General features: G+C 36.6%; 13 protein-coding genes and 1 pseudogene. 5 read left to right on the forward strand and 9 right to left on the reverse strand.

Features of this window, described 5'->3' with window-relative positions; translation table 11 throughout:
- Nucleotides 1-15 precede the first annotated feature (15 nt).
- Both kdsA and H8S90_RS17585 read left to right on the forward strand, forming a co-directional pair.
- The gene (gene kdsA, locus H8S90_RS17580; protein WP_187339157.1) at nt 16-831 is read left to right on the forward strand and encodes a 3-deoxy-8-phosphooctulonate synthase; all 816 of its coding nucleotides are present in this window, start codon (nt 16-18) and stop codon (nt 829-831) included.
- A 235-nt stretch (nt 832-1,066) separates the two neighbouring features.
- Entirely contained in the window at nt 1,067-1,315 is a 249-nt protein-coding gene (locus H8S90_RS17585) for a hypothetical protein (RefSeq protein ID WP_187339158.1), read from the forward strand.
- Between the two features lie 308 nt (nt 1,316-1,623).
- Here the strand turns inward: H8S90_RS17585 and H8S90_RS17590 are convergent, their stop codons facing one another.
- The 6 genes and pseudogenes from H8S90_RS17590 to H8S90_RS17610 form a co-directional block, all read right to left on the reverse strand.
- Nucleotides 1,624-2,310, reverse strand: coding sequence for an NAD-dependent deacylase (locus H8S90_RS17590; protein WP_187339159.1), 687 nt, complete (start codon nt 2,308-2,310; stop codon nt 1,624-1,626).
- Between the two features lie 26 nt (nt 2,311-2,336).
- Nucleotides 2,337-2,930 (reverse strand): DUF6580 family putative transport protein, encoded by a 594-nt coding sequence (locus H8S90_RS17595; protein ID WP_187339160.1) that lies wholly within the window; start codon nt 2,928-2,930, stop codon nt 2,337-2,339.
- Nucleotides 2,931-3,001: 71 nt separating this feature from the next.
- Nucleotides 3,002-3,733, reverse strand: a complete 732-nt coding sequence (locus H8S90_RS17600) for an alpha-L-fucosidase (protein ID WP_187339161.1) — start codon at nt 3,731-3,733, stop codon at nt 3,002-3,004.
- Nucleotides 3,734-3,888: 155 nt separating this feature from the next.
- The gene (locus H8S90_RS26245; protein ID WP_255501646.1) at nt 3,889-4,413 is read right to left on the reverse strand and encodes a hypothetical protein; all 525 of its coding nucleotides are present in this window, start codon (nt 4,411-4,413) and stop codon (nt 3,889-3,891) included.
- A gap of 159 nt (nt 4,414-4,572) precedes the next feature.
- A pseudogene (locus H8S90_RS26250) lies at nt 4,573-5,473 on the reverse strand (alpha-L-fucosidase).
- A 161-nt stretch (nt 5,474-5,634) separates the two neighbouring features.
- Nucleotides 5,635-6,561: a DMT family transporter gene (locus H8S90_RS17610; protein ID WP_187339162.1), complete on the reverse strand. Its 927-nt coding sequence runs from the start codon at nt 6,559-6,561 to the stop codon at nt 5,635-5,637.
- Between the two features lie 125 nt (nt 6,562-6,686).
- On the opposite strand from H8S90_RS17610, the gene H8S90_RS17615 reads away from it, so the two are divergent.
- Both H8S90_RS17615 and H8S90_RS17620 read left to right on the forward strand, forming a co-directional pair.
- Nucleotides 6,687-7,808 carry an AI-2E family transporter gene (locus H8S90_RS17615; RefSeq protein ID WP_187339163.1) on the forward strand — a complete coding sequence of 374 codons (1,122 nt, stop codon included), beginning with the start codon at nt 6,687-6,689 and terminating at the stop codon, nt 7,806-7,808.
- Nucleotides 7,809-7,924: 116 nt separating this feature from the next.
- The gene (locus H8S90_RS17620; protein ID WP_187339164.1) at nt 7,925-8,878 is read left to right on the forward strand and encodes an aldo/keto reductase; all 954 of its coding nucleotides are present in this window, start codon (nt 7,925-7,927) and stop codon (nt 8,876-8,878) included.
- A 57-nt stretch (nt 8,879-8,935) separates the two neighbouring features.
- Here the strand turns inward: H8S90_RS17620 and H8S90_RS17625 are convergent, their stop codons facing one another.
- The 3 genes from H8S90_RS17625 to mqnE all read right to left on the reverse strand — a co-directional run bounded on the left by H8S90_RS17625 (nt 8,936) and on the right by mqnE (nt 11,658).
- Nucleotides 8,936-9,655 carry a menaquinone biosynthetic enzyme MqnA/MqnD family protein gene (locus tag H8S90_RS17625; RefSeq protein WP_187339165.1) on the reverse strand — a complete coding sequence of 240 codons (720 nt, stop codon included), beginning with the start codon at nt 9,653-9,655 and terminating at the stop codon, nt 8,936-8,938.
- 110 nt (nt 9,656-9,765) lie between these two features.
- Nucleotides 9,766-10,404, reverse strand: coding sequence for a histidine phosphatase family protein (locus H8S90_RS17630; protein ID WP_187339166.1), 639 nt, complete (start codon nt 10,402-10,404; stop codon nt 9,766-9,768).
- Nucleotides 10,405-10,458: 54 nt separating this feature from the next.
- Complete coding sequence (gene mqnE, locus H8S90_RS17635) at nt 10,459-11,658, reverse strand: aminofutalosine synthase MqnE (protein WP_187339167.1); 1,200 nt, start codon at nt 11,656-11,658, stop codon at nt 10,459-10,461.
- A 252-nt stretch (nt 11,659-11,910) separates the two neighbouring features.
- Between mqnE and H8S90_RS17640 the strand changes: the two genes are divergently transcribed.
- Nucleotides 11,911-12,441 (forward strand): GNAT family N-acetyltransferase, encoded by a 531-nt coding sequence (locus tag H8S90_RS17640; RefSeq protein WP_187339168.1) that lies wholly within the window; start codon nt 11,911-11,913, stop codon nt 12,439-12,441.
- Nucleotides 12,442-12,482: the final 41 nt, after the last annotated feature.

A 12,482-nucleotide genomic window follows, 5' to 3' on the forward strand; every position in this document is an offset into this window, starting at 1 on the left:
TTTAAATTGAAATGAATGATTATAAGCTCATTAGCTGGAATTAAACATGCTGATTCCCGCAATTTTTTCTTAATGGCAGGGCCGTGTGCCATTGAAAGTGAAGACATAGCATTACGTATCGCCGAACGGATTGTAAAGATTGCAGATAAGTTGAATATCCCTTTTATTTTTAAAGGATCATACCGAAAAGCCAATCGGTCGAGAATAGATTCTTTTACGGGAATTGGAGACGAAAAAGCACTTAAAGTATTAGCTAAAGTGCGAGATACTTTTGGTGTTCCTACAGTGACAGATATCCACGAAAGCCAAGAAGCCACGATGGCTGCAACATATGTAGATATTTTGCAGATTCCCGCATTTTTGTGCAGACAAACGGATTTACTATTGGCCGCTGGTAAAACAGGCAAAACCGTAAATGTTAAAAAAGGGCAATTTCTGTCTGCTGATTCTATGAAGTTCGCCGTCGATAAAGTAATTGAAAGTGGTAATTCTAATGTGATACTTACTGATCGTGGAAACTCTTTTGGTTATCAGGATCTGATTGTTGATTTTCGAGGAATCTCAGTAATGAAAAGTTTTAACGTGCCTGTAGTAATGGATTGCACGCATTCTTTACAACAGCCTAATCAAACAAGTGGCGTTACTGGAGGTAAACCGGCGTTGATTGAAACGATAGCTAAAGCAGCTATTGCCGTAGGTGCCGATGGATTATTTATTGAAACACATCCAGATCCGGCCAACGCAAAATCTGATGGAGCTAACATGCTACATTTAGATTTATTAGAGGAGTTGTTACTGAAGTTAATTCGCATTCGAGAGGCTGTTTTGTAAAAGCCATTTTTTACAGGCAAAGAATCATAACGATATGTGTGTACGATGGAATAAACTTTAGACATATTTATTTTTTATAATTTATATTATGTTAAATAGAATAAATCTTTTCGTTCGGATAAATCATTTTACCGACTTAACCCCTGTATTACGGAACTACAATAATTAGCGATCTACTTTTCTTAAATTTACTATTTTAGCGGTCGTCGAAACGCTTTTAAAAAAATTACAATATATGAGGGCAATTGCAGAACTTCCGCATAAAGATTGCAAAATCAGCATTTTCATTATGAATCAAAAATTCATTATTAAATTTGAGCAAGGCGCTCTAGAACAGAGCTATAAAATTTCTGAACTAGATATCACCGACGGTGTCAATGGCCTTTTCCAATTGATAGACGAGCCATTTATAAATTCAGTTATTGAGCGATTTAAAGTCATGCGTACAGATTTTAAAGCAACTTATGATCGGCATGAATATTGATGGTTATTTATATTTACTTTTACATTATATAAATGACATAATATTCAGTTTATCAATGTTTTGTGGTATATAGAATTCATGTGCCAAATATTATTTTGCGTTGTTCCTTTTGTTATATTTTCCATGGTTTTTTTAGATAGATATTAACTGTATATATTTGATGTAAAAATCTGAATTACAGCATGTTAATATTTGTTTAAAAATTATATTTCGTTTGTTTATCCAGTAAATATCTGGTAAATGAGATAACCTCCCTCCTTCGTCTTGCAATAGGTAGTTATTTTAACGGACCAGTGATATGATCCTCTCTAGGAAGATAGTAATTCTTTTACAAGCATAGGAACGCCAATGCACGCTTTTGCGGAGACATTTATAATTTCCTCATAATTTTTATTCAATTGATCGGCGGCTGGGTCAATTAGAATTTTTTTTGTTGTTGATGGGACGTAATTTACTAAGCTTGCAGCAGGATATACTTGTAACGAGGTTCCAACAATAATAAATAGATCCGCTTGTTTGCATATACCTATGGCGATACTAATCATTGGCACTGCTTCGCCGAACCATACTACATGCGGTCTGAGTTGGGATTGTTTTTCACACAGATCTCCAATTTTCAATTCCCAGCCATCGATGTCATAGATAAGTGTAGGATCTATTGAGGACTGAGATTTAGTAATCAACCCATGAAGATGTACGATATTGGTTGAGCCTGCCCTCTCATGCAGATTATCTATATTCTGCGTAATAACGGTTACTTGATGTTTTTCTTCAAGTAGAGCAATTGCTTTGTGTGCTTCATTCGGTTGTGCTTCAAGTATTGCTCTTCTTCGGATATTATAAAACTCTTGTACAAGTTCTGCATTTCTTGCCCATGCTTCAGGTGTGGCCACATCTTCCACACGGTATCCTTCCCATAAACCATGATCGCCGCGAAAAGTCTTTAGTCCACTTTCGGCAGAGATACCTGCTCCTGTAAATATAACGATATGCATAACCCCTGGCCAATCTACTTACTTTTTCAACTACTTAGCTCGCCAGACCACTTTAAGTTCGGGAAATGACGTTTAGCCCATTCGAATCCGCCGTATAAAATGCCTCCGTAAGCTAAGCTACCCAGCAAGAGATTCTTTTCAAATGGAATGGCTAAGATGTAGCAATCTATTAGTCCTTGTAGATTTCTGGGATAAAGTTTACCTCCAAGCCAAACACCAAAATTAGTTAGTAACCAATGAATAATAACCGATGATAGAGCGGCTGCAATTACACTTAACACAGAGACGCGTTTAATAAAACTTCCGATTAATACCATGAGTGCAAACGCAAAATATACCCAGAAAATGCCATCGTAAAACAATATTACTTTGCCAAAATAACCATAATTTACGATAATGTCTGATAAGAATAAAACGAGCAGAGGAGTTGAATAGGCCGCCCATCGATCTTTAAAATACGTTCCAGCAAATAAGGCTATTGCACCTACCGGTGTGAAGTTAGCCCAATCACCAAATTTTCCAACATTGAAAATTCGCAATAAGGCTACAGTTATGATAATGAGTATCAGAATAAGATTTCTCGTATTGACTTTGTTTGTGTAATTATTAGTTGAGGTCATGATATCCTTAAATTTATTTACAAACCTAAGAAAAAAATGACCTAAAATTAAAAAAACAACCCTCTTTCCCTTTATAAGTAAATGTATTTCATTTTTATCATAGTCGCGTAGTCATTGGATTTTAGCAGCCTCTTTTTCTTAGGTATTATTATTTCAATATTTTTACCCACAATTTTCCATTTAACGCGATTGGCTGCTAAACCACTACTTCCCATATTAACATTGCGGAGTTTCCCTCCTTCCTTTAATGGAACAACTAGCTTAGCCGGTAAGTTTTTGTCCTGATCTTCATTCAAAAGAAACGCATATACCGTGTTCTCATCTTTGTTTTGGGTAAAATAGATATTTTTTACTGTAGATGTCGATACGGGACGAGTGTTGTATATACCTTCCCCGTAATCGTTTATCCACTCCCCAATATTTTCCAATCTTTTATAGGCGTCGGTATCCCAATCCCCATTGGGTCCAGGAGCTATGTTCAACAAATAATTTTCAACAGGATTGAATTGTGTTTGTAGGTTTTCATAAGCTTTTACGTATTCATAATAGTTATCAGAACGGGGATCCTTCCTTTGCGTCCAATCTTCATCTTCAGGGCATAAACTCCAGCTCTCGACAATTCCCCATTGGCTATAAGTACCCCAATGCATAAACAATCCAAATTTCAGATCACCCCATTCTGATAGATTTTTTTGTGCCAGAGAATCTGATGGCTTAGTGTAGTTAGCAGATGTATTATGTTCTTGTCCAATACTATAAAGAACGAGATGTGAGCATAAAAAGCCTAATATTAATTTATTCATTTAGTTATAAATTGCTTTCAATAGCCCCAACATTTTCCCGATATAATTTTAAAGGACTATCTAGCAATAATGCGATAACCGTCATATCTTTATCCAACCGTTCTTCGGGGATGGGGATATAGACAATGCCAGGGATTTTGCTCCAATAAAGTTTGTTATATATTTCCGGTTCTAACATTGTGCCTTCTCCTACTATTCGCGCACGTTGTTATAATATTTCTAAGCCCTTTGATAGCAATAGGGCCAGTTGGAATGCCTTTTACAAATAAATAAAGTGTTTGTTTATCTGCTGATAATGCGCTAGAACCTATAAAATGACCCTTTGGCATACCTTTAGTTGTTTTATACAATGCCTCAGCATGTTTGGTAACCCAGCGAGTCAAATTACTATCGGTTAAACTATAATTTAAACCATCGCTGCTTAAATTACTTTTATCAAAGGGATTATTTCCTTCACTTATGGATTGAGTAATAGCTTCAACAGCATATTGAGTCTTTAACGAGGTGTCTTGAAGAGCTGCATAAGTGATGGCTGTTGTTGGTGTTTTCTCTAGACTCAATTCTTCTGCCAAGCGGATAGCTACCACTGTCACGTCAGTGTCTTCGACGTTAGAAGGAATGGTTATTTTTACCGTACTTCCCTCCTTTCTGAAGGGTATATGCATTTGATGTCCTAGCACTTCTACTTGTTGAATCGTAGATTTTAATCCATTTATGGTAAGCGTATGATTATTTCTTTGCTCAAGATAAAGGTAAATTGTCCGTTGGTCTGTAGAAAGTGTGCTTTTCCCAGTAAAATGGCCTGCAGGTAGTCCTTCAACGGTCTGGTATATGGCCTCTCAGTATTTTTTTGTCCAGCGGCCTAGTCCTTTTAAAACTTGAACTTGTTCTTTCGGAATCGTACCATCTGCTTTTGGCCCAATATCTAAGCAAGTTCCCTCCCATACTGATGCAATCCACTAGTGTTCGTATAATCATGTTTGTGGATTTATATTTCTTATCATAAGGTTGGTAACCCCAAGAGTCGTTCAAGGTATAGCATAGTTCCCAATAAGTCTGATCAGGCCTTACAACAGGTACTCCTTGTTCTGGGGTATCGTAATCTCAATGTGATGCTAAACGTGCGTTTACAATAATATTGGGGTTATACTTTTTAAGATTTGATAAAATGCGATCTGATTGCCATTCTTCTGAAGTATGTTCCCAATCGCCATCAAACCATAAAAGATCAGGATTAAATTGTTCAGAAAGCTCATTGAGCTGTTCTTGAAAATAATCTTGGTATCTCTTCCAGCGATCAGGTTCAGTAGTGATATGGTATCTTTTACGAGTTCTAGTAAAGACGTCGTAGTTTGGACAACTCCAGTCGGGTAACGAGAAATATATACCCGTTTTTAGAAGCCTGTTTTTGAGTGCGTGTACGAGAGGTGTTAATACATCTTTTTTTGCTGCACTATGCGTATAAGTAGTGATGGCATCATTAGTCTTGCTATTCCATAGTGCGACGCCATCGTGGTGCTTCGCAGTGATCACGGCATATTTAGCACCACTTTCTTCAATGAGGTTTACCCAAGTTTGCGGGTGATAATCGAATGCCGTAAAAAACCCCTGCAGTTGCGACATATAATTTGGGTAGTTAATGTAGTTATTGAAAAAAGACCATGATTCGGAAATGCCATTCACGGAATATATACCCCAATGGATAAAAATACCTAATTTAGTTTCCTTAAACCATTTCATTTTATCACCTTCGGTGTGATTTACCCGTTGCTGACTTGCTCCGATAGTGGAAAGTAGAAAAATAAAAAGGTAGTTTTTTTGTTTTTTTTAACATAAGTCGCTCTACATTTCATTTTTTTCAATAAAGATAATTCGTTTTGGCTATCGCTCAAAACGTTAAATTATTTTTGTAATGTGTAGGGATGTTTTTTTGCTTTACCTATCTGAAGAATATTAGGAGTTAATATGGCGATTAATATGATTAGTATGCCAAGCCATTGTAGCTGCATCACTTTTTCGTTAAGCAGGAAGTGTGACATTAATACTGCAACAGGAAGTTCGGCTGTACTGAGTATAGCCGCAAATGGAAGCCCAATCTTAGGGATTCCTATGGCAAAAAATAACGGCGGAATTACTGTACCAAAGATCGACAATATAAGCCCCCAAAACCAAAGATCCTTCCATAATAGTCCATTTATAAGAAATGTTGGTGGAAATATGATAAAAACAAGTAGTGTACTGCCTGTTAGCATAAGGGCACTTTTCCTTAGCGGGTGATAGTCCTTTCCTATCCTGTCACTGACAATTAGAAATGTAGCATAAGAGCTAGCTGCGAGTATACCGTATAATACTCCTGATATGCTGATGCTTGTTGGTCTTTCGGAAAATAAGCCTGCTGCAAGAATGGTTCCTAAGAAGACCAATAACACGCATAGGATCTGGAGGAGTGTCGGAATACGTTTAAATAATAATAACTCGATTACTAAGCCGATCCAGACATATTGCATCAATAAAATGATAGCAATCGAAGCGGGAATCAATTGTACACATTTGTAATAAAATATACTGACCAATCCAGTAGAGACGCCAGAGAGCATTACTTTCCAAGGCCGATCTTTATGATCACTCTCGGAATCATTATGGTTTCTTAACCATTGACGAAAAGGAGTATAATAAAGACCCCATAGAAAAGCTAGTCCAAAAAACATCTGCACTCCTGTAACTTGCCCCAAAGTAAAACCATCAGCATAAGCTTTTTTAACAAATGTCGACAGGATGCCAAAACTACAGGCGCCGATAAACACGAGTGCAGCATAATGAATTCTCATGAGTTGTTATTTGTATATATTTGTTTTCTAGGGGTGTTTTGCTTTTGATAGCAACATTATCTAAGTTTGTGAAGGTAGTTCTTTTTAGACCTCCTGTTTATTACCAAGCAATAAATTTCAAAAATATGAGATTATTAATTCTACCTTTCTACGTAAAACTAGCTTGTGTACTGCTAAGTATTTTACTTATTGGCTACTTGGCCGTGTTGGGACATACTATTCTGGCTCCTTTAATTTTTGGATTCCTATGTGCAATATTGCTCCTTCCGCTAGCTAATTTTTTAGAGCGTAAATTTAAGTTATCAAGAGCTTTATCATCTTTGTTGTCATCGATCACTTTACTTATTATCATAGCTTCTGTTTTTACTGTCCTAGGTACGCAATTATCGTCTCTAGCAAAAGATTGGCCGGCTTTTAAGCAACAGGTGTTGATATCGACTTCCGATCTGCAATTATGGATTTCACAAACTTTTCACGTAAATAACCAAGCACAGATAGATTATATAAATGAGGCTGCATCCAAATCGTTAAGTACCGGCACAACTATTTTGAGCAAAACGTTGATCTCCCTTTCTTCCTTATTTCTACTATTACTGTTCTCCTTTTTGTATACCTTCTTCATACTCTATCATAGAAGACTTATTGTTAAGTTTTTAGTTAATTCATTTAAAGAAAAACACAGCGCTATTGTGTATGATATCGTCCATCATATACAATATATTGTTAAACGCTATATTGTTGGTTTGTTTTTGCAAATGGTGATTGTTACGATTATGGCGTGTTCTGCTTTCTATTTTATAGGTGTCAAATACAGTTTTCTCCTCGGGCTTATTACCGGAATATTTAACATTATCCCTTATATAGGTATTTTTACAGCATTATTGTTGACTATATTGATAACTTTTGCTACATCCTCAGCTACTCATGTACTTTTTGTGATTATTGCAATCATCGTCATCCATGCTATTGATGGAAACTATATTATGCCAAAGATTGTGGGGTCAAAGGTACAAATTAACACACTTATTGCATTGATAGGTCTTGTCTTAGGCGAGATGCTATGGGGTATAACAGGTATGTTTTTATCAATACCCGTCATCGCCATTATAAAGGTAGTGTTCGATCGCGTGCCTGAACTCAAACCTTGGGGAATGCTATTGGGAGAAGATACTGCGCCAACTTTGTTAAAGCAAGACGTTCTGATTATAACTGATGATGATACACGGGGGAAAGATTCGCTGCAATAGAACAGTTAACTGGATGTCATTTTGAACGGTGAGTCGCCGCCCTTGAAAACTTATTTTCTCAACCGTCGTTTTCTTTTGTAACAAATTATGTTATTGATCAAAGTATAAGAAATATCATGTCAAAAAAAAGAAAATTGGGTCTTTCAGATTTAGAGGTATCGCCTATCACTTTTGGCGGAAACGTTTTTGGATGGACATTAGATGAAAAGGCGTCATTTAAAATTTTGGATGCGTTTATAGATGCAGATTTTAATTTCATAGATACTGCTGACATTTATTCTAATTGGGTTCCAGGAAATCAGGGTGGCGAATCAGAAATTATCATTGGTAAGTGGCTATCCAGTCGTGGAAATCGAAATGATGTTATTATTGCCACGAAGTTGGGTGGACAAATGAGTGAAACACATAAAGGTTTAACGGCCCCGTATGTTAAACTAGCAGTTGAAGAATCGTTGAAAAGATTAAAGACAGATTATATCGATCTTTACCAAACACATTATGACGATGAAGAAACGCCTGTTGCAGAAACGATGGAAGCATTAAATGAGTTAATAAAAGAAGGTAAAGTGCGTTATATAGGTGCTTCAAACTTCAAAGCTGCACGTATTGCCGAATCGAACAGATTTGCAAGGGAAAACCAGCTGCAACCTTATACCACTCTACAACCCTTGTATAATCTATATGATCGGGAAGGGTTTGAAAAAAACTATTTGCCTTTAGTGCGGGACGAAAAATTAGCGGTGTTAAATTACTATGCTTTGGCTAGTGGCTTTCTTAGTGGCAAGTACCAATCGGCAGACGATTTAAATAAAAGTCCACGTGGAGAAGGAATAAAAAAGTATCTGAACGAGCGGGGACAGAGAATTTTAACCGCTTTGAGTGAAGTTGCGAGCAATAATGATGTACCACCTTCACAAATTGCTTTGGCGTGGTTGCTAAGCAAGCCATATATAACGGCGCCAATTGCAAGTGCTACTAATGAAAAGCAACTGAATGATTTAATTAATGCAGTAGATGTTAAATTGAAAGATGAAGAAATAATCCTTTTAGACCGAGCAAGCGAGTATTGAACAATAATAATCAAAAGATACAAAAAAGTGCGGAGATTAATAAAATCTCTGCACTTTTTACAATTCCTTTATATATTGATGAAAAAGTTGTATTGCCTTTTTCTTTTTATCAGTAAGTATAAAATCAATAGAATGATTTAAGTAATAGGCAATATCAAAATCGGCACGTTTTGGTAAATTTCTGATTACCTCATCCCGATTGTCTAAACCAAATTTCATAGACTGGTTAAAAATTTCAATAAATGCTGTTGGTAAAACTTTATTGGTGGCCCATGCAGCAAAAGCAAAAGGAAGGCCTGTAAAATTCAGCCACTCCTCGCCCATATCATAAGCATAAGGGTAGTAATCTTTTTTACCAAATGTTCTGTCGCCTATTTGCACAAAAGCATCGGCATCATCACTGTTAGTGAGTAAGATGTTTTTTTTCCAATAATTTTTGAATAACACCCGGGCTAAATTATTGGATGTTCTGGATTGTAGGTCGAGACGTAGCGTTTCAATAGCAGCAACAGGTTTATTGCTAAATATAAATACGGAGTTCACTGGTCCATTTGCTCCTATGCAATAGTCGGAAATTATTTCGTACCCCGGTATCTGCAGTAAAGCAGCAACAGGTACTAAACCAATATCCACTTCATTGTCTATAAGCTTTTGTGCACAGGTACTAGGTATATCCAAACTTAATTCTATTTTGTCGATGATAGCAGTGTTCTTTATACCATATATGAAGGGTGTTGTGTTGGTGTAGGAAACGGCTGATACTCTAATTTTGTCCATATTTATCTCCGTAATCAGCAATTATTAGATGGGCTGATATTATCTGTTTAAAATTTAAATGTTAAACCTTTTGCGTTTGTTGTTTATTTTGCTCTCGAAATTAGGTAGTGTTATACCGATTGCTTAGCTTGCTGTAGTTTCGCTAGATGATCGGTATTGTAATGATCCTCTATAGTGAAGATTCCATCTTCGTAAGAGACAATATAAAGTGCGGTATTCGTATGAGGAAAATCATCCATTTCCTTTAGGAGCTTTCCACTGAGTAAGCATAGGAGTATTCGCATGGCCCTACCGTGCATGCAAATGAGCACTTGTTTTTCGCCATCTTTTGAGAGGATGTAGTCAATCGCTTTCTTTTGTCGTTTTTGCACATCGTTCGGGCTTTCGCCATTTTCTACACGGAGATCAAGCAAACCCTCGCTCCATTTTTTTGTTACTGAATTGAAGCCTGTCAATATTTCTTGCGTTTGTTCTTTGCCTTCATATATTCCCCAACAAATCTCATCTAAGCCTTCGAGTTGTTCCCAAGGAAGGCCATCAGCAATAAAACTAGCAACAGTTTGGTGCGTTCGCTGTAACGTTGAAGTATATATGCGATTGAATGAGGTGTGTTTATAGGCTTCATAAAAGGCATTTGCCTGCTGGTTGCCGAGGTGATTAAGCGGTGTGTCTACTCCCTTTCCCTGAACAATTCCTTTTTTGTTTAAATCAGTCTCTCCATGTCGAATGATATAAAGTAGTTTTTTCATTAGGGTCGTTATGTTTTATTATGCAGATGCTCTTATTATAATACTTTAATTGAATCAATTTACCACAGGAAGACTGTAATAACTTGCTTTTTTTGCATCGTCTTCTTCAAAGATGTAGTCTTTATAGTCGGTGATTACATTATACAATGTGTCTCTTTCTATGGGATGTCTTCCTACTTGTTTAATAAGATTTACCAACTCTCTTGTACTCATCGCAGGTTTTTGCTCCTCTGCACCTGCCATCGAATATATTTTTGTGGTATCGTCGAGCGTGCCATCTATATCATCCACACCAAAGCTGAGGGAAAGCTGAGCAGTATCTCTACTAATCATAGCCCAGTATGCTTTTATATGTTGGAAATTATCGAGATAAATTCTAGCTATGGCGTAATTACGGAGATCTTCTATAACTGAGGTTTCCGGTACATCAGACATCTGATTATCTTTATTTCTAAATTTCAACGGTATAAACGTTTGAAAACCACCTGTTTTATCTTGAAGTTGTCTCAGCCGGTTCATATGATCAACACGATGCTGGAATTGTTCAATATGTCCGTAGAGCATAGTAGCATTGGAATGCATCCCTAACTTATGCCATTCCTCATGGATAGCCAGCCATTGTTCAGCGTTGCATTTATCTTTTGAAATTCTATCGCGCACTTCCGGAGCGAAAATCTCCGCCCCTCCTCCCGGCATAGATTCCAAGCCCGCTTCCTTCATCATTCGCATGCCCGTTGCATAATCGACTTTCGCTTTCTTGAATATATAGTGGTATTCCACTGGAGTAAGTGCTTTAAGATGTAGATTTGGACGATGTTTTTTAATAGCTGTAAACAATTCCGTATAAAATTGCAAATTATACTGGGGCAGCACCCCTCCTACTATATGTACTTCGGTAACCGGCTCATCATCGTATTTCTTGATAGTTTCCAACATATCATCCATCGTTGCCTCCCATCCCTCTGATCGTTCTTTTATGAGGCGTGAGTATGAGCAGAATTTGCAGTCATATACACAAAGATTGGTAGGCTCGATATGGAAATTACGGTTAAAATAAGTGAAATTACCATTCTTTTTCTCTCGAATATGGTTAGCAAGTACACCAAGATACCCCAACTCCCCTTTTTCATAAAGAACAACACCTTCTTCAAAAGTAATGCGTTGGTTGTTAAGGACTTTTAATGCGATAGTCTTTAAGTCTTTATCAAGATTTGAATCGTCTATTACTAAATTTAGTCTTTTATCTGCTTCCATACGCTAAAATCTTAACGCAAATGTACAAAAACTGCTCCATAACAATTATCAATTAGGTGTAAGAAATAGGAGTAGGTGTAAGAAATAGGAGCTTATTTTTGTAAATCTAACAAACATATATTGTTCTTATTTGTTTAATTAGGTACCTTCGGAAAGCTAAACAAATATGTAAACCGTTCATTAATAATTCCGAAAGTTATTTCTAAGATTTATTAATTATTAAGAAATTTTGAATAGGCTATGGAAAATAATATGAAAACAGAGCCCATTATCATTAAAAAATTGACGATTGAGGATAGTGAAATATTCGACAATGTTTACACGAGGCCTGAGTTGTTTTGGAAAATCAACAATGATAGCAGCGGCAATGAAAACGCGGAAGAATTTGCGAAACGCATGCTTTGGTTATGTAAGTACATTTATACTATCCGTCTGAAACGCGATCCGTTAAAGGTAATAGGCGCTTGCGTATTGTATAATTGGAACAAAAAGAAAAGAGAGATCTTTTTTGGAGGTTCCATCTTACCCGAATACTGGGGAAAAGGTATTATGCCCAATGCCTTTAATCAAATGATAGAAATGGCAAAATATTGTTTGGGTGCATCTCATATTAAAATATCTATCAATAAAGACAATCAGCCCGCCAAACGTATGGTTGAGAAGTTGGGATTTTTTAACGCTGTTGAAGAAAACAACCTCACTACCTTTAGCAGACCTATTGATCTACCGCCGTCAATCGCTAAATTGATTAATAAAAACAAAGGTTTTCAACGAGCAATATGAACTGAATATGCCCTGAAATTCGAATCCCGATGACTTTTTAC

Source organism: Olivibacter sp. SDN3, assembly GCF_014334135.1.
Classification (GTDB): domain Bacteria; phylum Bacteroidota; class Bacteroidia; order Sphingobacteriales; family Sphingobacteriaceae; genus Olivibacter.

What these genes read in the sequence shown, in the direction of transcription:
- H8S90_RS17630 (WP_187339166.1), bottom strand. Translation starts at nt 10,404, where the DNA reads ATGAAAAAACTACTTTATATCATTCGACATGGAGAGACTGATTTAAAC.
- H8S90_RS17615 (WP_187339163.1), top strand. Translation starts at nt 6,687, where the DNA reads ATGAGATTATTAATTCTACCTTTCTACGTAAAACTAGCTTGTGTACTG.
- H8S90_RS17625 (WP_187339165.1), bottom strand. Translation starts at nt 9,655, where the DNA reads ATGGACAAAATTAGAGTATCAGCCGTTTCCTACACCAACACAACACCC.
- kdsA (WP_187339157.1), top strand. Translation starts at nt 16, where the DNA reads ATGATTATAAGCTCATTAGCTGGAATTAAACATGCTGATTCCCGCAAT.
- H8S90_RS17590 (WP_187339159.1), bottom strand. Translation starts at nt 2,310, where the DNA reads ATGCATATCGTTATATTTACAGGAGCAGGTATCTCTGCCGAAAGTGGA.
- H8S90_RS17585 (WP_187339158.1), top strand. Translation starts at nt 1,067, where the DNA reads ATGAGGGCAATTGCAGAACTTCCGCATAAAGATTGCAAAATCAGCATT.
- H8S90_RS17620 (WP_187339164.1), top strand. Translation starts at nt 7,925, where the DNA reads ATGTCAAAAAAAAGAAAATTGGGTCTTTCAGATTTAGAGGTATCGCCT.
- H8S90_RS17610 (WP_187339162.1), bottom strand. Translation starts at nt 6,561, where the DNA reads ATGAGAATTCATTATGCTGCACTCGTGTTTATCGGCGCCTGTAGTTTT.
- H8S90_RS17595 (WP_187339160.1), bottom strand. Translation starts at nt 2,930, where the DNA reads ATGACCTCAACTAATAATTACACAAACAAAGTCAATACGAGAAATCTT.
- H8S90_RS17600 (WP_187339161.1), bottom strand. Translation starts at nt 3,733, where the DNA reads ATGAATAAATTAATATTAGGCTTTTTATGCTCACATCTCGTTCTTTAT.
- mqnE (WP_187339167.1), bottom strand. Translation starts at nt 11,658, where the DNA reads ATGGAAGCAGATAAAAGACTAAATTTAGTAATAGACGATTCAAATCTT.
- H8S90_RS17640 (WP_187339168.1), top strand. Translation starts at nt 11,911, where the DNA reads ATGAAAACAGAGCCCATTATCATTAAAAAATTGACGATTGAGGATAGT.